This window comes from Ruegeria sp. HKCCE3926, assembly GCF_017872515.1.
Lineage (GTDB): Bacteria > Pseudomonadota > Alphaproteobacteria > Rhodobacterales > Rhodobacteraceae > Ruegeria.
Genome location: NZ_JAEDOU010000005.1, coordinates 196,394 through 218,676, shown reverse-complemented (window position 1 = coordinate 218,676; position 22,283 = coordinate 196,394). Strand labels below are relative to the sequence as shown.

The 22,283-nt window shown below is 59.9% G+C and carries 18 protein-coding genes; 10 read left to right on the top strand and 8 right to left on the bottom strand.

What is annotated here, in order from left to right; translation table 11 throughout:
* Positions 1–106: 106 nt before the first annotated feature.
* A complete protein-coding gene (locus I9184_RS14590; RefSeq protein WP_171724397.1) occupies positions 107–940 on the bottom strand; it encodes a phytanoyl-CoA dioxygenase family protein in 834 nt (277 codons plus the stop codon).
* A gap of 216 nt (positions 941–1,156) precedes the next feature.
* On the opposite strand from I9184_RS14590, the gene I9184_RS14585 reads away from it, so the two are divergent.
* Together I9184_RS14585 and I9184_RS14580 are read left to right on the top strand one after the other, a co-directional pair.
* Positions 1,157–1,645 carry a twin-arginine translocation pathway signal gene (locus I9184_RS14585; RefSeq protein WP_209834995.1) on the top strand — a complete coding sequence of 163 codons (489 nt, stop codon included), beginning with the start codon at positions 1,157–1,159 and terminating at the stop codon, positions 1,643–1,645.
* A 5-nt stretch (positions 1,646–1,650) separates the two neighbouring features.
* Positions 1,651–2,250 carry a ferric reductase-like transmembrane domain-containing protein gene (locus tag I9184_RS14580; protein WP_171638212.1) on the top strand — a complete coding sequence of 200 codons (600 nt, stop codon included), beginning with the start codon at positions 1,651–1,653 and terminating at the stop codon, positions 2,248–2,250.
* Here I9184_RS14580 and argF read toward each other — a convergent pair.
* Together argF and I9184_RS14570 are read right to left on the bottom strand one after the other, a co-directional pair.
* The gene (argF, locus tag I9184_RS14575) at positions 2,247–3,173 is read right to left on the bottom strand and encodes an ornithine carbamoyltransferase (protein WP_171724400.1); all 927 of its coding nucleotides are present in this window, start codon (positions 3,171–3,173) and stop codon (positions 2,247–2,249) included. The two genes, I9184_RS14580 and argF, sit on opposite strands and share 4 nt — an antisense overlap.
* Before the next feature lie 76 nt (positions 3,174–3,249).
* Positions 3,250–4,437 carry an aspartate aminotransferase family protein gene (locus I9184_RS14570; RefSeq protein ID WP_209834994.1) on the bottom strand — a complete coding sequence of 396 codons (1,188 nt, stop codon included), beginning with the start codon at positions 4,435–4,437 and terminating at the stop codon, positions 3,250–3,252.
* 273 nt (positions 4,438–4,710) lie between these two features.
* Here I9184_RS14570 and I9184_RS14565 point away from each other — a divergent pair, with 273 nt between their 5' ends.
* Positions 4,711–5,595, top strand: a complete 885-nt coding sequence (locus I9184_RS14565; protein ID WP_209835028.1) for a DMT family transporter — start codon at positions 4,711–4,713, stop codon at positions 5,593–5,595.
* An 82-nt stretch (positions 5,596–5,677) separates the two neighbouring features.
* On the opposite strand, the gene I9184_RS14560 is transcribed toward I9184_RS14565, so the two are convergent.
* Entirely contained in the window at positions 5,678–6,481 is an 804-nt protein-coding gene (locus I9184_RS14560; RefSeq protein ID WP_209834993.1) for an ABC transporter permease, read from the bottom strand.
* 126 nt (positions 6,482–6,607) lie between these two features.
* Between I9184_RS14560 and I9184_RS14555 the strand changes: the two genes are divergently transcribed.
* Entirely contained in the window at positions 6,608–7,183 is a 576-nt protein-coding gene (locus I9184_RS14555) for a GcrA family cell cycle regulator (protein ID WP_152457300.1), read from the top strand.
* 1,681 nt (positions 7,184–8,864) lie between these two features.
* Here I9184_RS14555 and I9184_RS14550 read toward each other — a convergent pair.
* Positions 8,865–9,497 carry a tyrosine-type recombinase/integrase gene (locus tag I9184_RS14550; protein WP_209834992.1) on the bottom strand — a complete coding sequence of 211 codons (633 nt, stop codon included), beginning with the start codon at positions 9,495–9,497 and terminating at the stop codon, positions 8,865–8,867.
* Positions 9,498–9,570: 73 nt separating this feature from the next.
* Between I9184_RS14550 and I9184_RS14545 the strand changes: the two genes are divergently transcribed.
* Both I9184_RS14545 and I9184_RS14540 read left to right on the top strand, forming a co-directional pair.
* The gene (locus tag I9184_RS14545; protein ID WP_209834991.1) at positions 9,571–10,815 is read left to right on the top strand and encodes an alpha/beta hydrolase; all 1,245 of its coding nucleotides are present in this window, start codon (positions 9,571–9,573) and stop codon (positions 10,813–10,815) included.
* A 240-nt stretch (positions 10,816–11,055) separates the two neighbouring features.
* On the top strand, positions 11,056–12,078 hold the full coding sequence (locus I9184_RS14540; RefSeq protein WP_171636939.1) for an alpha/beta hydrolase: 1,023 nt from the start codon (positions 11,056–11,058) through the stop codon (positions 12,076–12,078).
* Positions 12,079–12,391: 313 nt separating this feature from the next.
* Here the strand turns inward: I9184_RS14540 and I9184_RS14535 are convergent, their stop codons facing one another.
* Together I9184_RS14535 and I9184_RS14530 are read right to left on the bottom strand one after the other, a co-directional pair.
* Positions 12,392–13,468: a DUF2235 domain-containing protein gene (locus tag I9184_RS14535; RefSeq protein WP_171724407.1), complete on the bottom strand. Its 1,077-nt coding sequence runs from the start codon at positions 13,466–13,468 to the stop codon at positions 12,392–12,394.
* Positions 13,446–15,737, bottom strand: a complete 2,292-nt coding sequence (locus tag I9184_RS14530) for a xanthine dehydrogenase family protein molybdopterin-binding subunit (RefSeq protein ID WP_209834990.1) — start codon at positions 15,735–15,737, stop codon at positions 13,446–13,448. Before I9184_RS14530 ends, I9184_RS14535 begins: the two co-directional genes overlap by 23 nt.
* A gap of 113 nt (positions 15,738–15,850) precedes the next feature.
* On the opposite strand from I9184_RS14530, the gene I9184_RS14525 reads away from it, so the two are divergent.
* From I9184_RS14525 to I9184_RS14510, 4 genes are all read left to right on the top strand, one after another.
* A complete protein-coding gene (locus I9184_RS14525) occupies positions 15,851–16,579 on the top strand; it encodes a dienelactone hydrolase family protein (RefSeq protein ID WP_209834989.1) in 729 nt (242 codons plus the stop codon).
* 79 nt (positions 16,580–16,658) lie between these two features.
* Positions 16,659–19,820, top strand: a complete 3,162-nt coding sequence (locus tag I9184_RS14520; protein ID WP_209834988.1) for a valine--tRNA ligase — start codon at positions 16,659–16,661, stop codon at positions 19,818–19,820.
* 138 nt (positions 19,821–19,958) lie between these two features.
* Entirely contained in the window at positions 19,959–21,122 is a 1,164-nt protein-coding gene (locus I9184_RS14515; protein ID WP_171636932.1) for a benzoate/H(+) symporter BenE family transporter, read from the top strand.
* A 40-nt stretch (positions 21,123–21,162) separates the two neighbouring features.
* Positions 21,163–21,495 carry a DUF1992 domain-containing protein gene (locus tag I9184_RS14510; protein ID WP_209834987.1) on the top strand — a complete coding sequence of 111 codons (333 nt, stop codon included), beginning with the start codon at positions 21,163–21,165 and terminating at the stop codon, positions 21,493–21,495.
* Here I9184_RS14510 and I9184_RS14505 read toward each other — a convergent pair whose 3' ends face one another.
* Positions 21,496–22,278 carry a crotonase/enoyl-CoA hydratase family protein gene (locus I9184_RS14505; RefSeq protein ID WP_171636928.1) on the bottom strand — a complete coding sequence of 261 codons (783 nt, stop codon included), beginning with the start codon at positions 22,276–22,278 and terminating at the stop codon, positions 21,496–21,498.
* Between the last annotated feature and the right edge of the window lie 5 nt (positions 22,279–22,283).

Below are 22,283 nucleotides of genomic sequence, written 5' to 3'. Positions count from 1 at the left end.
TCGTTGCGGATGGTCAGGCCACCCGCGTTCACTCAGGTAAGAAATAGCCACGCGAAGCAGCCCATAAAGTGCACAATCGCACAGATTAAGTGCGGCGCCGTTCCGATCAACGCGGCCAGAGTTGCGGGAAAAACGGCCCGTCAATCCGATCCCCCTCGCCATAACCTGCCGCCTCGAACTGCGCACGCTCGTCCTTGGCCCAGTCGCCGCGATACCGGATGACACCATCAGGTGCCGTCATGCGAAGGGTGAAGCGCCGCACCGTTTCCGACGGCGTGGTCGAGGACAACCCGCCATGCAGCGTTCGCATGTCGAAAAAGATACAATCCCCAAGCTCCAGATCCCATTGCAGCAACTCATACGCGCCTGGGTCGGCATTGACATCGGGTGGCGGATGATAGGTCAGCCCGGCGACTTCGGTAGGCTCATAGCTGGGATGTCCATCGACAAACCGCACCCGCATGAACAGCTTGTCCCATAGGTGTGAACCCTTCACGAATGCGATGCCGTTTTCCTTGGTCACGGGTTCCAGCGGCAGCCAAAGGACACACATCGCGCCTTCGAAGTCGAAGTAAGACAGGTCCTGATGGAAGGGCGGGCGCGAGGTCGAGCCGGCCTCGCGCAGGAACCAGTTGTCCATGACAAGGTTGATGGATGGCGCCCCCAGCAACCCGGCGGCAAGCGGAGCGCAGGGCGACTTGTGAACGAATTCGTTGAATTGCGGGATTTTGTTCCAGGCCCAGTAGTCTTCGTAATAGCCCGGGGCGTTCGGATCCTTGGTATGACGGGTGAAATTATCCGTCGGCGTGTCAAGGTCGGCGTCGATACCTGCGCGCAGCAATGACAACCAGTCGGATGAGAATTTCGACCGCAGAACAACAGCACCATCGCGTTGGAAGGCGGCAACGTCTTCCTGTGTGACCATATCTGCTGTCGTCATGGAATAATCATCCCGATGTGGTTCGGTGGCCCCGAGCATCGCACCAGGCACCGCCAGAGGTCAAAGAGATTCGTTTCGACGACCCGGAATCACTCACAGAACCGTGAGGACGCGGGGATCCAACCGCGCACGGCCTCGGATTTTGAACGAAACATGCTATGTTTCAGAAGGAAGCCGCAGACTGACAAGATTGGATAGCGTATTGGAGGTTTCTCGATGACAGATGCGTTGCTGTCCCGCCGTTCCCTGATCACCCAAGGTGTTGCCGTTTTGGCGACCGGCGCCACAGGGCTTTTGGTGCCTGCCCGCGCAGCCGGGATTGCGCCGACGCCTTCGATGCGGGGCGGATCGAACAACTATCGCCCCGGCGCGCCAATCGTGGACCGGATTGGTGGCGGCGGGTTCTGGATGACCGGCACCGTACGACGGGCGGGCAATGGCGCCCCCCTGCCCGGCCAGCGCATACAGATCTGGGCCCATACCACAGAAGGGCACGAGCGTGACCCGCAAAGCCATGGAGCGACCTTGACGGATGAAAAGGGTGAATTCCGCCTGGAAATGCCGCAGATCGTTCCTGCATTCGGTCAACCGCACGGGCATCTGGCCTATGACAGCGGCGCGTTCGAAACCGTGTTTCTGCGGCCTGTGATGTCCAGTTCCAAAGACAAGGCACTGGCTGCGCATTTCGTGTTGCAACCGCTCTGATCCCGGTGATCCGAACCGGTGCCATTTGGGCGACCCTGATCGCCGCCCTTGCCGTTCCCCTGATTGCTGCGGCAGGCAGCCCGTATCTTGCCTGGCGCGATCCAGCCTATATCCTCGCCGGGTTTGCCGGAATTCTGAGCTTGGGCCTACTGCTGCTGCAACCGCTTCTGGCCGGAAGATACCTTCCGGGCCTGTCCGCAGTGATGAGCCGCCACATTCACCGCTGGATCGGCCTGACCCTTGTGCTGGCGATTGTTGTCCATGTCGCGGGGTTGTGGCTTACCAGCCCGCCGGATGTGGTGGATGCATTGTTGTTCGCATCGCCAACGCCGTTCTCGGCCTGGGGTGTCATTGCCATGTGGACCGCTTTCGGGGTGGCCCTGTTAGGGGTCTTCCGCAAACGTCTGCGCCTGCGTTTTCGTTTTTGGCGGCTGAGCCACACCGCACTGGCCGGGGTGACGATTGTCGGCAGCCTTGTTCACGCCATGCTGATCGAAGGCACGATGGAGATCGTAACCAAAACAGCGCTTTGCGCACTGGTCCTCTTGGCGAGCGCAAGCACGCTCGCCAAATTGAAAGTGTGGGATATCCGTCGACGCCCTTAGACGCCCAGGCACCAGCGCATCACCGCCTTTTGTGCATGCAGACGGTTTTCGGCCTCATCAAAAATGACCGAGTTCGGGCCGTCCATGACCTCGGAGGTCGCTTCTTCCTCGCGGTGGGCCGGCAGGCAATGCATGAACAGCGCATCCGGTTTGGCATGCGACATGAGTTCAGCATTGACCTGATATGGACGCAGCATGTTGTGGCGGCGCTCTTTGGCCGACTGGGAATCATGCATCGAAACCCAGGTGTCCGCGACGACGAGGTCCGCGCCTTCCACCGCTTTGTGCGGATCCCTTTCGATCACGATTTTCGAACCTTTCTGGCGGGCAAACCCCATGAACTCCTCTTCCGGGTCAAGCTGAGCGGGGCCGGTGAAGGTCAGATCGAATCCGAATTGACCGGCGGCGTGCAGGAACGAGGCGCAGACGTTGTTGCCGTCGCCGGTCCAGACCACTTTCTTGCCCGCGATAGGGCCACGGTGTTCCTCGAACGTCAAAACATCGGCCATGATCTGGCAGGGATGGGTGCGGTCGGTCAGACCGTTGATGACGGGCACGTCGGAATATTCGGCCATTTCGGTCAGGATGGTTTCATCAAAGGTGCGGATCATGATCATGTCGACGTAGCGCGACAGCACGCGGGCAGTATCGGCAATGGTTTCGCCGTGACCCAGCTGCATGTCCTTGCCCGACAGCACCATGGTCTGGCCGCCCATCTGGCGCACGCCCACATCAAAGGACACGCGCGTCCGGGTCGAGGGCTTTTCGAAGATCAGCGCGACCATGCGGTCTTTCAGCGGTTGTTCGTCATCAGGGGCGGCCTTGGGACGGCCCAGACGCGCCTGTTTCATCGCGCCCGCCTGATCGATCATGGACCGAAGCGCGGTAGCATCGGTTTTGTGGATGTCGAGAAAATGGTTCATGTCGGTTCGTTTCCTGGCTGTCGGTTGCCGGGGGCGCTGCCCCCGGACCCCCGGAGTATTTGGGAAAAGATGAAAATCAGGCGGTTTGGAGTTGGGTCTCGATCTGCCGGGCCGCCTTGTCGAGGCGGATCATGGCCTGAGCGATATCGTCCTCGGTCAGAGTGAGAGGCGGCAACAGGCGGATCACGTTGTCGGCGGCGGGAACGGTGATGACGAGGTTGTCATAACCTGCATTGACCACGTCGATATTGGCAGGCTTGCACTTGAGGCCGAGCATCAGGCCTGATCCGCGCACCTCTTCGAACACGTCGGGGTGATCTGCGATCAGGGCTTCGAGCTTTTGGCGCAGCAGGCCCGCCTTGCGGTTGACGCTTTCCAAAAAGGCGGGTGTTGCCACATGATCGATCACCGCGCAGCCCACCGCGCAGCCCAGCGGGTTGCCGCCATAGGTCGAACCATGGGTGCCTGCTGTCATGCCGCTGGCCGCGTCTTCGGTGGCCAGGACTGCGCCCAGCGGGAAGCCCCCGCCGATGCCCTTGGCGACCATCATGATATCAGGGGTGATCCCAGCCCATTCATGGACAAAGAGCTTGCCTGTCCGGCCAACGCCGCACTGGACTTCATCAAGGATCAGCAGCAGATCATTGTCGTCGCAGACCTGGCGCAGCGCCTTGAGTTCGGCGTCAGGCACCGGGCGAATACCGCCTTCGCCCTGTATCGGTTCGATCAGGATGGCTGCGGTATTCTCGGTGATGGCGTCAGTCACGCCGTCGAGATCGCCGAAGGCCACATGCACGAAACCCGGCAGCAGAGGGCCGAACCCCTTGGTCATTTTCTCGGACCCAGCAGCGGCGATGCCGGCTGACGACCGGCCGTGGAAGGAACCGTCGAAAGTGATGATTTCGACCCGCTCGGGCTGATCCTTGTCATAGAAATACTTGCGCGCCATTTTCACGGCCAGTTCGCAGGATTCCGTGCCGGAGTTCGTGAAGAAAACCGTATCGGCAAAACTGTGTTCCACCAGCTTGTCGGCCAACGCCTGTTGCTGAGGAATGTTGTACAGGTTCGAGACATGCCACAGCGCATGGGCCTGTTCCGTCAGGGCGGCCACCAGCGCCGGATGGGCATGGCCCAGCGCGTTCACGGCGATGCCTGCGCCGAGGTCCAGAAAACGTCGGCCATCCGCCTCGGTCAGCCAGGCGCCTTCGCCCTTCACGAATGTCAGGGGCGCGCGGTTATAGGTCGGCAGAACGGACGGGATCATGGGATCATCCTTTTCAGGTAGTATGAGCCTCGTGAGTGATACACGAAGGCCCTGTTCGTCAACAATTTTGGTGAGGTCTGTGCCGATTTGCAGGGCACATGAGATCAAACAGGCCGGTTACGCAAAGATGCGTCGGCGTCGGAGCAGTTGGATATGCACATGTTTGATCATGGTCGACCGTATAGCGATGCTTGAGCAGGTTGGAAAGCCAGTATTTTGCAGGGATCGAATTTTGCCCTTGCCAAAGCCTGTGCAACGGCGCACCGCTTGGCCATGTTCGAACCCAAGCACCACAATCCACCGCTTGCCGCTGCGCTGATTTTTGCCGCCACGGCGTTTATCGCGGCGACGACGCTGCTGGCCAAGGCGCTGGGAACGGATGCGTTGGGGCCGCCCTTGCACGCCATGCAGATCAGTCACGGGCGGTTTCTGTTTGCCCTGCTGGCGATCCTGCTGGCGGTTGCAACATTGCGGCCGCGGTTGGTGCGGCCCCATTGGGGGCTTCACGTCGGGCGGACCAGTTTTGGCTGGGCGGGGGTGACGTTGATGTTCGCGTCGGTTGCCTACATTCCGATGGCGGATGCGACGGCCATATCCTTTCTGAACCCTGTCTTTGGTATGGTGCTGGCCATTCCGTTGCTGCAAGAACGGATCGGCCCGTGGCGCTGGCTGGCGGCGGCTGTCGCCTTGACGGGCGCGATGATCCTGCTGCGTCCGACCCCGGCCAGCTTTCAGCCCGCCGCCCTTCTGGCGCTGGCGGCGGCTGCGCTGATCGGGATGGAGCTGATTTTCATCAAAAAGCTGTCCGGGCGCGAGCCACCGATGCAGATCCTGCTGATCAATAACGCGATGGGGGTGCTGATCGCCACTTTGGCCGTCAGCTTCGTCTTTCAGATGCCAACCTCGCAGCAGTGGGCAGCATTGGTGGGGATCGGCGTTCTGATGGCCTGCGCGCAGGCCTGTTTCGTCAACGGCATGGCGCGGGCGGATGCATCCTTTGTGGCCCCGATCAGCTATGCCACGCTGATCTTTGCCGCCCTTTACGACTTTGCGGTCTTTGATGTGATCCCCGACTGGATCAGTCTGGTCGGGTCTGCGACCATCCTGGCCGGCGGGCTGATCCTGGTCTGGCGAGAAGCGGTGCGGCGCGGCGCCTGAAGGGCTGCCCCGCACGGCGGGAACGGGTGCGCCTGCATCCCCGGCCCCGGCCCTTGCAACCGGTCGCGATGGCCGGGCCACCCTAAGCCTTGAGGCGATATCCGGTGCGCAGCATCAGCCAGGTGATGGCTCCGATCACGAGTGTTGCAAACGTACAAACCGCCATTCCCAGCCACGGAGAGCTGTCGGACACTCCGATCATTCCATAGCGCAAACCATCGATCAGATAGAACACCGGGTTCAGGTGGGTCAGGCGGTTCAGCACGGGCGGCAGCGCCTCGACCGAGTAGAACGTGCCCGACAGGAAGGCCAGCGGCGTGACGATAAAGTTGGTGATTGCTGCCATCTGGTCGAACTTGTTGGCGAAGATACCGGCAAACAGGCCCAACGCGCCCATGAATGCCCCACCCAGAACAACAAAGGTCAGCGCGATCAGGGGGTGCTGAGGCGCAATGGAGAGCAAGACCAAAAACGCAATCGAGATCACCAGTGCGATCATCACGCCTCGGGCAATACCACCCGCGAGGTAACCCAGCAGAATCTCGAGCGGTGACAGCGGCGGCATCAAAGTATCGACGATATTGCCCTGCACCTTGGCGATCACCATCGAGGACGAGGTATTGGCAAAGGCATTCTGGATCACCGTCATCATCATGATCCCCGGTGCCAGAAACATCACAAACGGCACACCCATGATATCGGGCCGGCTGGGTCCGATGGCGATGGTGAAGATCAACAGGAACAGCCCCGCCGTAACCAGAGGTGCCAGAACCGTCTGCGTCCAGACGGCCAGAAAACGCAGGGTTTCGCGCTGCGCCAGCGTGTACAGGCCCATCCAGTTGACTGCTCCGAAGCGACGCGCGGTCTGATCTGCGGGATTTTGCATGATTTGCCCTCAAGCTGATTCGAAGACAGCTTGTAACTCGGGCAGCAGTGTTTAGAATAGGGGGCTGAGACGAATTCCCAAGGCGGCCCGAATCCGGGGCCGCTTTCCGCTTTTGAAAGGCTAACGATGTCCTGGACAGACGAGCGTGTTGAACTGCTGAAGAAGATGTGGGGCGAAGGCCAGTCGGCCAGCCAGATTGCCAAGGAACTGGGTGGCGTGACCCGCAATGCGGTGATCGGCAAGGTGCACCGCCTGGGCCTGTCGAACCGGACGGCAGGCGCATCCCCGGCCAAGGCGGAACCGAAAGAAAAACCGGCGCCCGCCCCCAAGGCCGAGGCCAAGCCCAAACCTGCACCCAAGACCGAACCGGCGCGTCCGGCCCCGGCCCCGACCGCCGAGGCGAAACCGGTCGTTCCGGCCCGCCGTCAGATCATCCCCGCCGGTCAGCCGCTGCCACCGCAGCCATCGGCCAATGAGATCAGCCCCGAGGCGCTGGCCAAGGTCAACGAGGTTGAAAAGAAAGCCAAGAAGCTGACTTTGATGGAATTGACCGAGAAGACATGCAAATGGCCCGTGGGCGACCCCGCGACCGAGGATTTCTGGTTCTGCGGCCTTCCGGTTGAGGCGGGCAAACCCTATTGCGAGGCGCATGTGGGAGTGGCCTTCCAGCCGATGAGCTCGCGCAGGGATCGTCGGCGGTAATTGCGAACACAAGAACCTAAATCATGTCTATGGAACGTGAAAAGGGCGCAGGCATTTCGCCACGCCTCTACCGGAGACGTTGCATAGTCAAGAACGACGCAAGGCGTAACGGGTTCTTACAAAGAAAACACCCTCGCTGAATGCTGCGAGGGTGATTTAGTTCGGAGCGTCAGCTTTGCGGACAAAGTTGCCGTAGGCTCATCGCTTTCTGATCCTCCCCCTCTGAACTGGCCGCTACTCAGGTCTTTGCCCGCGGAAATCACTACGGATGGTGCCGAGGCGTAGGGAACCCACACCAGTCGAGCCAAGGATGCGGGCAGGCCGGTGGGCTAGGGGCAGGCAATCAAATTACCGGCCCAACGCAGCCGGTGGCAAATCAGTTGCCACCTCGAGGAACGCCGCAAACGCCCACGTCCGTCACAGTGCCGGTCCTTGCACCGGGCGCGGTCCCGAACGCAATTCCCGGTCAGGTTCCTATCGCGACACCAGTAGCGGTACCCGGTCAGGTGCCAACGCCGATCGTAGCGCCGACACTAGCTCCGCCATTAGTGCCAAACCCGACACCAAACCGGGTTCCGACAGCCGTTCCCAATCAGGTTCCGCCGTTGGCTACCGGACCGACTGCTGTGCCGCCGCAAGTTCCGACTGCAACTCCCAATCAAGTTCCGATAGCTGTCCCAGGCCAGGTTCCGCCTCAACCCAATGTGCCGCCCTTGGTGCCAACAGCAACACCCAACCAAATACCAGTCGCTGTTCCTGGTCAGGTTCCGCCTCAACCTAACGGTCAAACTGCTGTGCCACCGCTCGTCCCAACCGCGACTCCCAATCAGGTTCCCACAGCGGTTCCTGGTCAGGTTCCACAGTTGACTCCAAAACCTACGGCAACTCATATGGCCGTCCCAGGACATCCGAAACCACAAGGCGTAGTGACAGTTATGCGCCCAAAGCCAAGGCCGACAACCGGTACTGTCCAGCCAACTGGCACAACACAAGTTACCCACCATTTGACCCACCAAAGCAATTCAAAAAAACTCGATCATGTCGCAGCAACACCTGGACGGCATGACCCGCACGACTTACCCAGGTTCCGCAACGCAGCGGCAAAGGAAAACTGGGAATGCGTTGCCAGCGGATTTGGACAGCGCCGTTACGATGCAGGGCGTGGTGTGTTGCTGAACAACGGAGCGTTGCGGCACCTCGGAAACGTGGACGCTATGGCGCGGGATGTACCAGCACGGCATCCAAAACACTCTGGGTGCATTATTTCGGTTAAACGAAAACAGCGCTGAAGCTTGTCTGGCAGCTATCGCTCGGACAATGATGTTAATCGACCAATAGTTCGTCCAAAATCGTCTGATTTGTTGGAGCTTGTACTGCCCTTATTCCCCTAGCACTAACGTTGGCTGACGTAGCACAACACTGCTCAGTACCTAAGTTTTTTCAAATAGGCCAACAATCTATAGTGCCGCACTTCCAAGATGGGCCTCCGGCTATCTGGGCCGGTCTGGTTAGGCGAGCAAAAGCATGAACGGCATCTTTGCAAAGTCAGATTTCTGCGCATTGCTGTCATGGGGGCATCGATCAGCATCGGTCAAAGTGGGCTCGAACCGAACCACTGCCGCGGTGCGACCGTAGGCCTGGTCTGAGTTGGCGAACGGCAAGTGCCGCCCGCCAACATGGTTCAAATGTCGATGTGCTCGGCAATGCTCAACGCATCTTCAAGTTCGACACCAAGATATCTGACAGTGCTGTCAACCTTTGTGTGCCCGAGCAGGAGTTGAACTGCCCTGAGATTTCCGGTTTTGCGGTAGATTTCCGCTGCTTTGGTCCGGCGCAGCGAATGGGTGCCGTATCCGCTGGGTTCCAGCCCAATCGCGGCCACCCAATCCCTCACAAGCCGGCCATATTGGCGTGTTGAGATATGCGGGCGGTCATGAAACCTGCTGGGAAACATGAAATGGCAGCCGAGCATCTCCGGTGACTTGATCCATGCGGCAATGGTATCCCGCGTGTTTTCAGAAAGTTCAAACTGAACAGGCCGCTTGGTTTTGCTCCGGATCACGGACACGCGTTCGCGAACGCGATCATCCTTTACCAGGTCGGCGACGGCCAGTTTCACCAAATCGCATCCGCGAAGCTTGCTATCAATGGCCGCATTGAACAGCGCAAGATCGCGCAGGTTGCCCGCCAGCTCGAGCCGCGCGCGGATCGCCCAGACCTTTTTCGGCCAAAGCGGCCGTTTCTGGCCGATGATCCGGCCCTTGTACCAGGCTCTTCGTTTCGGGGTGACAGCGGGAAGTTGGACTCTTGGCATTGTGCGCCCTCCAATCCTCCCGCCAAACCCTGACTATGCACAGCGCTGGCGCCTCAGTTTGCTGGTGGTTTGAATGGCCGTTATAAGCTTGCTGTTTCATTGGCGAACGCCGCAGACGCATTGGGCCGTAGAAAGCCCAAAGCAGAATTACTTAATCTATACACTTTGCATTCGCAGCCAGCGAATTATTCTGCCTGCCAGTTGTGCGATCGGGTCTCCTCATTTAGCGTGTTTGCGATCGCCGTCCGAATTTACGCACCTGCGTGAAAAGCTTCGGGCAGTTCAATTTATCATTCGATCGAGGCGCCAAGTGAGCAAATTTCGAAACTTCTATTTGATGGCTTTGGTCGCTGCACTCCTTTTTCCTGCTCAGGGAGGTGCTCCTCTGCTCGCGCAGGAGGCACCAGCGGAGACATACACTCTGGAGGCTGATGTGATCTACGGCGCGGGCCTCGTGACGAAGGACGGGACGCAAGTATCGCGAGATCTGTGGATGGACGTCTACTATCCCGCCGAAAATGCTACCGAGCCACGGCCAGCTGTGATCCTTACTTTCGGCGGGGCTTTCCATCGCGGCAGTCCACGTCTGACATTTCAATCCGGAGGTGCGCAGGACACCTCGATGGGCAACTATTGCCGCCGATTTGCTGCGAGAGGTTATACCTGCTTTGCGATTGATTACCGGCTTACAACGGAACGCCCGGTGCTGTCCGGCGAGGGCTACCAAGAAGACTGGATAGATCCTGAAAGTCTGTTACCGCTTTTACCTCAAGCCAATTACATTCGGGGGACGATGAACCTGCCGCCGATAGATTTCGCGATTCCGGATCAAAAAAAGACAATGGTTGATGGCGTAGTCGCCGCCGCTGAAGACCTGCGCACAGCCGTTTTACACATTCGCAAGGCAGCCGGGACATACCAGATCGATCCAAACCGTATCGTTCTGGGAGGTTTTTCAGCAGGCGCGGTGACGTCCTGGAACGTCGCTTATGGCATGGGCGTCCCCGTTGCAGGTGTCTTTTTACTTTCCGGAACCGATGCGGGCTTTGACGTGAAAAAGACCGTGACATCGACCTCAGTAACACCACCGACTTTGATGTTTATGGGGCAATATGATCTTCCTGGCGCGCTATCCTCTGTGCCTGAACTCATCCAGCATTATGAAAAAGTCGGCGTTGACTATGAGTTCGCATGGGTTCCCGGGTTTGGCCATTTTTACCCTGCTGGTGCTGCCAGTCTGGGCGGCGATGCGGTGAGTGTGTCGATAGAAGGTCGGATTGCAGCCTTCCTTGACCGCTCCTTTGCCGATGATCGCTGAAGTGCGGCTTGCACATTCGCCTTCGGCAGTTTCTGCTAGTGACTGTATTTACAGCGCATACCAAAGAGAACTTTGCAACGCTCTTCAGGCAGTAGAGCACTTTGCGACGGTTATTTGCTTCAATCTTCATAACTATTTCGACGCTTTGACAAATCAGAGGCAAAGTACCGACGACCACTTCATTCAGAAGTGCCGACAGCGTTGCGAACCAGCACACTTTACTTTCGATTGGAGGATTCAATGATCCGTAAAAGCGTCTGGCTGTCTGTAGCCGCTTTGCTGCTTTTTTCAGCCGCCAAATCTGGCAACGCTGATCAGGTGTTTGGATACGAAACTGAGCTCGACGTTGTTTACGGGACAGGAAAAATCGCGCCTGATGGTATTCAGACAGAGCGGGAACTGCGGATGGACGTCTATTCACCCTCTGCTGCCAACGCGGACTACACCAAGGCTGCGTCAGTTTCAGACGGCCCGCATCCGGCGGTAATATACGTGCATGGTGGCGCGCATCACCGCGGTGGAAGACGTATAGAACCCTTTCGGCTAGAGGCCGCTGTGCACTCGCGCCCGGAAGATTATGCGCGGTTGCTTGCGCCGCTTGGCTACGTTGTTTTTGTTATCGAGTATCGGCTTGCCACCGAATACCCTGAGCCTGCTTTAGCGCCGGGGGAAGGGAACCTGATTGCCGATGTTGACGCCTACATCACGCCGCAGGTGTTTGAGGCGACAGTTCGGGCTCGGAATGCAATGGGATTGCCACGGCTAGAGAACAGCCCCGAAGACAGGCTTTATCTGTGGAAAGCCGGGCTGGCTGGTGCGGAAGATGCCAACCTCGCCCTCGAATTTGTCATTGAGAACGCGGAGCGCTTCAATATCGATCCTGAGCGCATTGCAATGGGCGGGCATTCGGCCGGTGGCGGAATTACACTCAACGTCGGAATTGGTATGGACGCCCCACTTGCCGCGATTTTTCCGCTGTCCGGGCCGAACATTCTCTTCGAGCATGAGGCGGTGATGGACCACCCTGATTTGCCACCCACACTACTGGCGTACTCTCAATTCGACGAACACACGCAGTTAAGTGACCTGCCAGGAGTTGTGTCGCTTTTGAGGGAAGCCGGTGTGGAATACTCACTGTCATGGGTTCCGGGATTTGCCCATTTTTATCCGCACAATGCTGTATCGCTGGGTGACGATGGCACTCGAATGTCTTTGGGAGACCGGATCATATCATTCCTTGATGTGCACTTGGGTTCAAAGTAAGGGTCCTCCGGCATCTACAAAAACCGAAAGCATTCACGAGTTCAGACGAACTTCAGCAATTTCGGATTTCCGCAAACGAGTGAATGACGAGAACGGCAGCAAAATCCCGCTCCTGGTGAATTCGGCGTCTGTTCCTCGCTGCGGTCAACATGAATGACTGGTCCTTCCGCTGCGCGGCGGCACCGAAATTCACGCGCATGCAGCATTTCTGGTGCTGCGTGCGCGCGTACCAAGAAATTCGAATTTACAAGTTGGGCTCGAACCTGACAGTGAAGTGCCGGTGATCTTGGAGTCACCGGCACATTGTAGCCTTTCACTGCGCGGGATGTGTCGGCAGGTTCGGCATCGCGACCCATCCGGGCAGTTCGTCCGGCGAAACTGAAACATGCAGGCGTTCTGACGGGTCCTGCCCGACCTTGCGATGCTTTCGCAGCAGGAAAATCTTGCCCCAGCCGCGCCATGTGCCAACCGACGGCGCATGGGGATCAATGGGAAACCGATCGCGCCAGCCGTCGGGCAAAGGCAGACCGTGCAATTCCGCCTTGTCCAGCATCCAGATCAGGGAAATGTTGCTCAGCGGCCGCGCCTCTTCGTAGCCGTTCAATTGGCCACCTATGTCGCCATGGGTTCCGCGGAACCAGACCTGCTCCACATGGCCCTTGAACTCGGGCGTGCAGGTCCACAGAACTGGTTCGAACACTTCGCGCGTCTCATCCAGCGCCAAAGCGTGATACCCGTGGCGGGTGACCGGGCCCAGCTGATGGTTGTGAAAGGCGTGCTTCTCTTCGGCCCTACGCCACAGCAGCGGCAAACGCAAACCCAGCGCCTTGACCGTGTCCCAGACGCCGACCATCTCGATCTCGACCCCTTCGTGGCAGAAACGTCGGCGGAATTCGCTGGCGGCGATGCCCTCTGGATTGCATTCATAGTGGCGATACGCTTGCAGTATGTTTCGTTCAGTGGCGTGTTCCGCCTTGAGCAGGCCGATCATGTCGATCACGCCGGCCAGACTGCGCACGCCATAGGCACCGCGCGAATAACCGATGAAAAAGATCTTGTCGCCCGGCTTGTAGCGGGACGCCAAATACCCATAGGCGCGACGGATCTGGCGGTTGATGCCCCTGCCCATCATCACATCCAGCGAGGACTTCCAGCTTTCCCACTGCACGCCTGCCTCGTAGAACACCGAAACCTTGCTGCCCATCTCGCAGCACAGGCGAAATGTCTGACCGGCGTGGGTTTCAAACCCCGGTTCCAGAGTGGACATGGTGCCATCAAGGATGATGACATGGCTGATCGGTTCGCGGTGCCGCGTCTCGGCGGAATGCTCGGACCGCAAAGGGCGCCCGAGCCATCCCAGAACCTTTCTACTCAGCCGCGACAGATTCATGCGTCAGCAATTCCCATACTTTGTGAGGTGTGAAAGGCATGTCCGCCTGCCGCACCCCATGATCCCAGAGCGCATCCTGAACCGCGTTTGCCACAGCGGCCAGCGCGCCCACGGTGCCAGCCTCGCCACACCCTTTCATCCCCATCGGGTTCGAGGTTGACGGAACCGGCGCCGAGGTAAACTTAATCATGGGTATGTCGGTTGCACGGGGCAAGGCGTAATCCATAAACGAAGCCGTGAGCAGTTGCCCATGTGCATCGTGCACGACATGTTCGGTCAGCGCCTGGCCGATACCCTGCACCACCCCGCCATGTACCTGCCCTTCGGCCAGCATCGGATTGATAAGATTACCAAAATCGTCAACCACGGTGTACCGGTCCACCCAGGTTTCGCCGGTGCAAGAATCGATCACGACTTCGGCAACATGCGCGCCGTTCGGATAGCTGCGCGCATCCAGGTTTGCGCGGGCCTCATTTTGCAGCAGATCCGTTCGACCATCGGCACGCGCCATCTCGGCAGCTTCGGTCAGGGTCGGCGTCAGGTTCGAGCCCGGCGCTCGGAATGTCTCGTGGTCAAAATGCACATCACTGTCCTCGACCCCCATCTTATCGGCTAGATAAGGCGTGAATGCGGCGATCATCTTGTCAATCGTGGCCAGGGTGGCCGTGCTTTGCACCGTGACCGAGCGGGACCCGCCAGTGCCGCCGCCATGGGCAAGCCGGTCGGTATCGCCCTGAATGACGGTGATCTTGTCCATGGGGATACCCGTCTGATCTGACAGGAACTGGGCGTAGACCGTCTCATGCCCCTGCCCGTTCGATTGTGTGCCGACGTAAAGATTCACCGTTCCATCCTCGCAAAACGCGACCTTCGCGTTTTCGGAAGGGTCCCCCAAAATGCTTTCGATATAGTAACAGAGACCCTGCCCCCGGATCAGACCGCGTTCGGCATCCGCAGCTTTTCGGGCCTCGAACCCGGTGGTCTGGTCGGCCGCACGGGTGAGGACCATGTCGAAATCGCCGACATCATAAGTTTCGCCAGCGGAAGTGGTGTAGGGGAAATCGGCGGGGCGGATGAAATTCCTGCGCCGCAGTTCCCACGGGTCAACGCCCAGTTCGCGCGCGGCGCGGTCCATCGCGCGTTCAAGCACGTAAATCGCCTCGGGGCGGCCCGCACCGCGATACGCATCCACCTGCGTCGTGTTCGTATAAAAGCCTTCGACCCGCAAATAGGTGGTCTGGACGTCATAGACACCCATCAGCACTTTGCTGAACAGGCTGGTCTGGATCGCCTGACCGAAGTGGCTGTTATAGGCGCCAAGGTTCACCTTGCTGTGGACGCGATAGGCGGTGATCTTGTGATCGGCGTCAAAGGCCAGCTCGGCCAGCGAGGTCAGGTCGCGGCCCTGGTGATCAGAAAGCATCGCCTCGGACCGGTCGGACATCCAGTGCACCGGCTGACCCAGCTTCATCGCCGCCACGGAAACGCAGAAATATTCGGGGTATGGCATCACTTTCATACCGAAACCACCACCCACATCCGGGGTCGTGACGCGTATGTTGTCCGCATCCAGTTTCAGTTTTTGCGCCAGTTGGGCCTTCATCGCCCAAACGCCCTGACCTCCGTAAGAAAAATGCAGGCGCCCCTCGGACCAGTTCGCCTGACATCCGCGCGGCTCCAGCGAACTAATGATGACCCTGTTGTCGGCGACGTTCAGCGACACCGTATGCGCGGCCGCCTGAAAGGCAGCCTGGGTCGCGGTTTCGTCGCCCAGCCCCCAATCGAAAGCACGGTTCTCGGGCGCTTCCGCGTGCAGGATCTCACCGCCTGCCTTCACGTCCAGCTTGGCCGGGCGCTCTTGCGTATCCATCCAGATCAACTCGACCGCGTCCTGCGCTTGTGCCAGCGTATCCGCGATAACAACCGCCACCGGCTCGCCCACGAAACGCACGCGATCCCTGGCCAGCATGTGCCGATCGGGCGCAGCGGCCTTCGATCCATCGCGGTTTTGTAAAACGGCAGCGTTTAGCACCGTGTCGATGCCCGAAGCTGCCAGATCGTCCAGCGTCATGACCAGCCGAACGCCGTCGGCAGCCCGTGCGGCCTCGACATCCAGAGACGTGATGTCACCATGCGCCACCGGGCTGCGGAAGAATGCGGCAAACAAAGCGTTCCCGGGCACCGCATCATCCATGTAACGCCCCTGCCCGGTCAGGAACCGTTGATCCTCGGTCCGTTTCACCGGCTGGCTTCTGCCGAACTTTTCCATGGGTGGCCCTCCTGCGCGGTCTCAGGGGCGAGCCTAGCCCGCGACCAGGCGATGTCCAGCGGAGTTCACTGAAATTCGTTTGCGCGCAAAGGATGTTCGGCTAGCCTTGGGCCATGAGCTGGACGCATGATACCGTTTTTCCCTTCTCTGCCCCGATGACCAGCGGGCAGTCGACCACACATGACGTTTATGTCGGCGGCGAAGGCCCACCGATCCTGATCCTTCAGGAACTGCCCGGGATCGGGCCCGAAACGCTGGCGTTGTCCGCCAAGCTCAACGCATCCGGCTTTCGCGTCTACCTGCCTCATTTGTTTGGAACATATGGCAAGGTTGAAATGGCCAAGAACATGGCCCGGTTGTTCTGCGTGCGGCGCGAGTTCAACATTTTCGCCCGCGGCAGGCAGAGCCCAATTGCAGGATGGATGCGCGCCCTGACCCGTGAGATCAAGCAACGCGAAAACAGCGCCGGTGTGGGCGTCATCGGCATGTGCCTGACCGGCAGTTTCGCCCTGACCCTCATGGCCGAAGACGCCGTTCTGGGCGGGGTAGCCAGCCAACCTGCGCTGCCGATCCTCGGGGGTCGCCATCTGCACATGAGCGCTGAAGACATCGGCGCGGCCTCTGCGGGTATGGCCGCGAAAGGCCCCGGTCTGGCGATGCGGTACTCCGAAGACAAGCTTGCACCAAAGAAACTGATGCAGGCGCTTGAACAGGCATTCGGCAATCTGCTGGAAACCGTCGAATATCCCGGCAAGGATCATTCGCTGCTGACGCTGGATTTCCATGAACCCGCCTATCAACGCGTTGACGCCTATTTCAAAGCACGCTTTGGCGTGGCTTAGGCGCACTAGGCCTTCCCCTTGCCGCGCGCATTCGCTATTGCAGGCGCTGACCCGAATTTGTTGACGCAGGACGCATCCCATGGCGATGGAAAAGACATTCAACGCGGCCGAGGCCGAGGCCCGGATCTACAAGGCCTGGGAACAGGCCGGAGCCTTCAAGGCAGGCGCGAACCGTTCGCGCGACGAGAGCTTTTGCATCATGATCCCGCCGCCGAACGTGACCGGTGCTCTGCATGTGGGCCATGCGTTCAACAACACCCTTCAGGACATCCTGATCCGTTGGCACCGCATGCGTGGCTTTGACACGTTGTGGCAGCCCGGCCAGGACCACGCCGGCATCGCAACCCAGATGCAGGTCGAAAAGATGCTGGCCGCCACCCAACAACCCAGCCGCAACGAATTGGGCCGCGAAAAGTTTCTGGAGAAAGTCTGGGAATGGAAGGGTGAATACGGCGGCACCATCATCGAGCAGCTGAAACGCCTCGGCTCCTCCTGCGACTGGTCGCGCAACGCCTTTACCATGGCCGGTGCAGCGGGCGACCCGCGCACGGGCCATGAAAACAGCCCCAACTTCCACGATGCGGTCATCAAGGTTTTTGTCGACATGTACGACAAGGGCCTGATCTACCGCGGCAAGCGGCTGGTCAACTGGGATCCGCATTTCGAAACCGCGATCTCGGACCTCGAGGTCGAGAATATCGAGGTCGCCGGCCACATGTGGCACTTCAAGTACCCGCTGGCCGGGGGTGAGACGTACACTTACGTTGAAAAAGACGAGGACGGGAACGTCATCCTTGAGGAAGAGCGGGATTACATTTCCATCGCCACGACCCGCCCCGAGACCATGCTGGGCGACGGCGCGGTCGCGGTGCACCCCTCGGACGAACGCTATGCGCCTATCGTCGGCAAGCTGTGCGAAATCCCGGTTGGACCGAAAGAGCATCGCCGCCAGATCCCGATCATCACCGACGACTACCCCGACCCCGATTTCGGCTCGGGCGCGGTGAAGATCACCGGCGCGCATGACTTCAATGACAACATGGTCGCCAAGCGCGGCGGCATTCCGATGTACCGCCTGATGGACACCAAGGGCGCGATGCGGGCCGATGGGGCCCCTTATGCCGAAGAGGCAGGCAAGGCGCAGGACTATGCGCGTGGGCGCGCGTTCACCGAGAACGAGATCGACGCGATCAATCTGGTGCCGGATCATCTGCGTGGCCTCGACCGGTTCGAAGCGCGGGCCAAGGTGGTGGAAGAGATCACCGCCGATGGTCTGGCCGTGATGGCCCGCGCGGATGATCCGCGCCTGGGATCAACCGCGTTGAAGCCGGATCAGGAAGGCGCCGACACGCTGGTTCCGCTGGTCGAGAGCAAACCGATCATGCAGCCCTTCGGCGACCGGTCGAAGGTGGTGATCGAGCCGATGTTCACCGATCAGTGGTTCGTCGATGCCGCCAAGGTCGTCGGCCCTGCGCTGGACGCGGTCAAGGACGGCACGGTCAAGATCATCCCCGAGTCGGGCGAGAAGACCTATTACCACTGGCTGGAAAATATCGAACCCTGGTGCATCAGCCGCCAACTGTGGTGGGGGCATCAGATTCCGGTTTGGTATGGTCTAGACCTGTCCGCAGAAGACTTCCTTGACGACGAGAATGATGGCGACCTTGATCTGGTTGAATTGGGTCGTTTGCTGAACGAAGGCGGCATGCTGCATCGTGGCAATGTCATGGAATGTGCCGCGAGCTTCGAGGCCGTTACCGAAAAGTTCCTGGACGACAATGCGGACATTCCCAGCCCTCTGAGCCACGCGACCGTGATCGAAGTCGCCGACAAGCAGGAGGCGATCCATCGGTTCGCCGAAAGCCTGGCGCAGTACGCCGTTGAACAGGATCCGACCAAGCTGGTTTACCCGGTGTGGCGCGACCCTGACGTGCTGGACACGTGGTTCTCCTCCGGCCTGTGGCCCATCGGCACGCTGGGCTGGCCCGAACAGACCGAAGAGTTGCAGCGCTACTTCCCCACGGACGTTCTGATCACTGGCTTTGACATCCTGTTCTTCTGGGTCGCCCGGATGATGATGATGCAGCTGGCCGTGGTCGATCAGATCCCGTTCCACACCGTCTATCTGCACCAGCTCGTCCGCGACGAGAAGGGCAAGAAGATGTCCAAGACCACCGGCAACGTCATCGACCCGCTGGAGATTGTGGACGAGTTCGGTGCCGACGCGCTGCGCTTTACCAACGCGTCGATGGCGGCGATTGGCGGGGTGCTGAAACTGTCCCGCGAACGCATCACCGGTTATCGCAACTTTGGCACCAAGCTGTGGAACGCCGTCCGCTTTGCCGAGATGAACGAGGTTTTCACCGACGCCGTGCCGCAATTGGATGCGGCTGATCTGAAGCCCAAAGCCGCCGTGAACCGCTGGATCATCGGCGAAACTGCCCGCGTGCGCGAAGAGGTCGACGCGGCGCTGGACAGCTACCGCTTCAACGACGCGGCGAACGGGCTTTATGCCTTTGTCTGGGGCAAGGTCTGTGACTGGTATGTGGAACTGTCCAAACCTCTGCTGCAAGGCGATGACGCCGAGGCCCAGGCTGAAACCCGCGGCACCATGCGCTGGGTTCTGGATCAGTGCCTGGTCCTGCTGCACCCGATCATGCCATTCATCACCGAGGAACTGTGGGGCCTGACCGGCACCCGCGCCAAGATGCTGGTGCATGCCGACTGGCCGACCTATGCCGCCGTCGATCTGGTTGATGCCACCGCGGATCGCGAAATGAACTGGGTGATCTCGGTGATCGAGAACACCCGTTCGGCCCGCGCCCAGATGCGCGTTCCGGCCGGTTTGTACGTGCCGATGCTGGTGACCGAGATCGACGCCCACGGCCAGGCCGCCTGGGACCTGAACGAGGCGCTGATCAAGCGGCTGGCCCGGATCGACAGCCTGACCAAAGCCGACACGCTGCCCAAGGGCACGATCTCGATCGCGGCGCCCGGAGCGTCCTTTGGCCTGCCGCTGGCGGATATCATCGACATCGGAGCGGAAAAGGAACGGCTGGAAAAGGCCAAGGGCAAGCTGGCCAAGGAACTTGGTGGTCTGCGCGGGCGTCTGAACAACCCGAAATTCGTGGCCTCGGCCCCTGCAGAGGTCGTGGAAGAGGCCAAAGCCAACCTCGCCGCCCGCGAAGAGGAAGAAGCGAAACTGAACGAGGCGCTGGCCCGACTGACCGAAATCGCCTGATCTTCATCTTTTCCCAAATACTCAAATCCGGAACCCCGCCGCGACCACAACGGCGGGGTTTTCTTTTGCACGTTCAGACCTTGCCCGACCCTGCCCCTGCTTGTTAGCAATCAGCGAACACATTTCCCCGAGGCCGTCATGACGCTCAAAGCCCCACCGTTCCAGACAGTCTCGACCGGGCTGGTTGTGGCAATCGTCGGCTTTTTCAGCTCTTTCCCGATTGTATTGCAAGGGTTGGCGGCGATGGGCGCGTCCCCGACGCAGGCGGCGTCCGGATTGATGATGGCGGCCATTGCCATGGGCCTGACCGCCATCGTGCTGAGCCTGTGGTATCGGCAGCCGATCAGCGTGGCCTGGTCCACGCCGGGTGCGGCCCTGCTGGCGGTTTCCGCCACACCTGCACTGGGGTTTGCCGAAGCGACAGGCGCGTTCCTTTGTGCAGGGGCTTTGACCGTGTTGGCCGGGCTGTGGCGACCATTGGGGCGAATGGCTGCGGCGATACCGACGACCCTGGCGCAGGCCATGTTGGGGGGCGTGTTGCTACCGCTTTGCATATTGCCCTTTCAGGCAGCGGTTGACCTGCCATGGCAAGCCTTGCCGGTAATTCTGACATGGTTCATCGCCGGCCGGATCAACCGCCTGTTTGCCGTTCCGGCTGCGGTCGTAGCAGCGGCAGCCGTCGTCGTTCTGAACGCCGGGGACGCGTCGCTGACGCCGACGCAATGGATCGCGGCTCCGGTCTGGACCACGCCCAGCTTCTCTGCGGCTTCGGTCATCGGGATTGCCGTGCCGCTGTTCATCGTCACGATGGCGACCCAGAACATCCCCGGCATCGCGGTGATCCGCAGCTTTGGCTATGCGCCGCAGACCGGCAAGCTGTTCTCGTCCGTGGGTATTTCCAGCATCTTGTCTTCTCCGTTCGGTGCCCCCGCCACCTGCCTTGCGGCGATCACCGCTGCGATGTGCGCGAACGAGGACAGCCACCCCGACCCCGCGCAACGCTATTGGTCTGCCGTGATGGGTGGGTTGTTCTATTGCCTGTTCGGGGTGTTCGCTGTGGCGATTACCGGCTTCGCCATTCATGCCGATCCACTGTTGATGGGCACGCTGACCGGTGTTGCGCTGATCGGGGTGATGGCCAATGCCACATCCGCCGCGCTGGAAGTTCCGGCCGAGCGCGAAGCGGCCATCCTGACCTTTGCCATCACTGCATCCGGCATTACCGCGTTTGGACTTGGTGCGGCCGTCTGGGGCTTGCTGGCAGGCGGGATGGCCTATCTTGTGAAACAACGCTTTCGGTAAACGGGTTCAAACCGCACTTCAAAGCAAGTATGAAGAGGCCATGTTTGGAGCGTTGGGAAAACTGGTCGAGCGCCAGATCAAGAAAGCCCAAGCCGAGGGTCAGTTGCAGGGCCTTGAGGGCGAAGGCCAACCGCTGCCTGACCGGTCATCCGAGGCATTGAGCGATCCGGCCACCGCCGCCGGCCATCGGATCATGGCGCAGGCAGGCGTGTTGCCGGAAGAATTCGACATCAAAAAACAGCTCGACACAGCGCGGCAGGATTATGCGACCCTGACGGACCCCGCCGAGCGCAAAGCCGCAATGGCCCGTATCGCCGATCTGGAAATGCGCTACAACATGGCCCGCGACGCGCGGCGGGCCTTCATGCGGTGATCATTTGAACTCGGGCTTGCGGCCCTGCATCTGCGCCATGACAACTTCCATCTGGTCGGGTTTGCCAATCAGTTCCACCTGCTCAGCGGATTCCGCCATCAGAACGTCTGCGCGGGGCTGAGTTTCGGCAACCTCGATCAGACGCTTGGCAGCACGGATGGCCGAAGGGCTTTGGCCCGCGATGTTTTCGGCTAGGGCCAACGCTTCGGTCAACGGATCGTCGGACAATTGCGTCACAAGGCCCCACTCCGCCGCCTGCGGCGCACCGATCGGGCGGGCCGTATAGGTCAGCAGCCGCAGCACGTCCGACCGGACCAGCCGAGGCAACAGAACCATGCCGCCCATATCGGGAATGATGCCCCATTTCATCTCCATCACGGCCAGTTTCGCTTCGGGATGCGCGATACGGATATCCGCGCCCAGCGCGATTTGCAGGCCACCGCCATAAGCCACGCCCTGAATTGCGCAGATCACCGGAACCGGAACGCGACGCCAGATCAGCGCCAGCTCCTGCATCTCGTTGGCGTCTTCATGGCTGCGGGTCATCAGCCATTCCGTGGGGTCCATATGGGCCATCTTGGCAAAGCTTGCCATGTCGAGCCCGGCGCAAAAGCTTTTGCCTTCGCCGGACAGGACCACGGCACGGGCATCCGAGGCGGCGACCTCTTGCCCGGCGGACAAAAGTGCCTTGATCATTGCATCATCCAGCGCATTCATCTTGTCGCCTCGGGTCAGAGTGACATGGGCAACGTGGTCTTGATAGGCAACGGATACGCGTGACATGGAGG

What these genes read in the sequence shown, in the direction of transcription:
- I9184_RS14590 (WP_171724397.1), bottom strand. Translation starts at nt 940, where the DNA reads ATGACGACAGCAGATATGGTCACACAGGAAGACGTTGCCGCCTTCCAA.
- I9184_RS14585 (WP_209834995.1), top strand. Translation starts at nt 1,157, where the DNA reads ATGACAGATGCGTTGCTGTCCCGCCGTTCCCTGATCACCCAAGGTGTT.
- argF (WP_171724400.1), bottom strand. Translation starts at nt 3,173, where the DNA reads ATGAACCATTTTCTCGACATCCACAAAACCGATGCTACCGCGCTTCGG.
- I9184_RS14570 (WP_209834994.1), bottom strand. Translation starts at nt 4,437, where the DNA reads ATGATCCCGTCCGTTCTGCCGACCTATAACCGCGCGCCCCTGACATTC.
- I9184_RS14565 (WP_209835028.1), top strand. Translation starts at nt 4,711, where the DNA reads ATGTTCGAACCCAAGCACCACAATCCACCGCTTGCCGCTGCGCTGATT.
- I9184_RS14560 (WP_209834993.1), bottom strand. Translation starts at nt 6,481, where the DNA reads ATGCAAAATCCCGCAGATCAGACCGCGCGTCGCTTCGGAGCAGTCAAC.
- I9184_RS14555 (WP_152457300.1), top strand. Translation starts at nt 6,608, where the DNA reads ATGTCCTGGACAGACGAGCGTGTTGAACTGCTGAAGAAGATGTGGGGC.
- I9184_RS14550 (WP_209834992.1), bottom strand. Translation starts at nt 9,497, where the DNA reads ATGCCAAGAGTCCAACTTCCCGCTGTCACCCCGAAACGAAGAGCCTGG.
- I9184_RS14545 (WP_209834991.1), top strand. Translation starts at nt 9,571, where the DNA reads ATGGCCGTTATAAGCTTGCTGTTTCATTGGCGAACGCCGCAGACGCAT.
- I9184_RS14540 (WP_171636939.1), top strand. Translation starts at nt 11,056, where the DNA reads ATGATCCGTAAAAGCGTCTGGCTGTCTGTAGCCGCTTTGCTGCTTTTT.
- I9184_RS14535 (WP_171724407.1), bottom strand. Translation starts at nt 13,468, where the DNA reads ATGAATCTGTCGCGGCTGAGTAGAAAGGTTCTGGGATGGCTCGGGCGC.
- I9184_RS14530 (WP_209834990.1), bottom strand. Translation starts at nt 15,737, where the DNA reads ATGGAAAAGTTCGGCAGAAGCCAGCCGGTGAAACGGACCGAGGATCAA.
- I9184_RS14525 (WP_209834989.1), top strand. Translation starts at nt 15,851, where the DNA reads ATGAGCTGGACGCATGATACCGTTTTTCCCTTCTCTGCCCCGATGACC.
- I9184_RS14520 (WP_209834988.1), top strand. Translation starts at nt 16,659, where the DNA reads ATGGCGATGGAAAAGACATTCAACGCGGCCGAGGCCGAGGCCCGGATC.
- I9184_RS14515 (WP_171636932.1), top strand. Translation starts at nt 19,959, where the DNA reads ATGACGCTCAAAGCCCCACCGTTCCAGACAGTCTCGACCGGGCTGGTT.
- I9184_RS14510 (WP_209834987.1), top strand. Translation starts at nt 21,163, where the DNA reads ATGTTTGGAGCGTTGGGAAAACTGGTCGAGCGCCAGATCAAGAAAGCC.
- I9184_RS14505 (WP_171636928.1), bottom strand. Translation starts at nt 22,278, where the DNA reads ATGTCACGCGTATCCGTTGCCTATCAAGACCACGTTGCCCATGTCACT.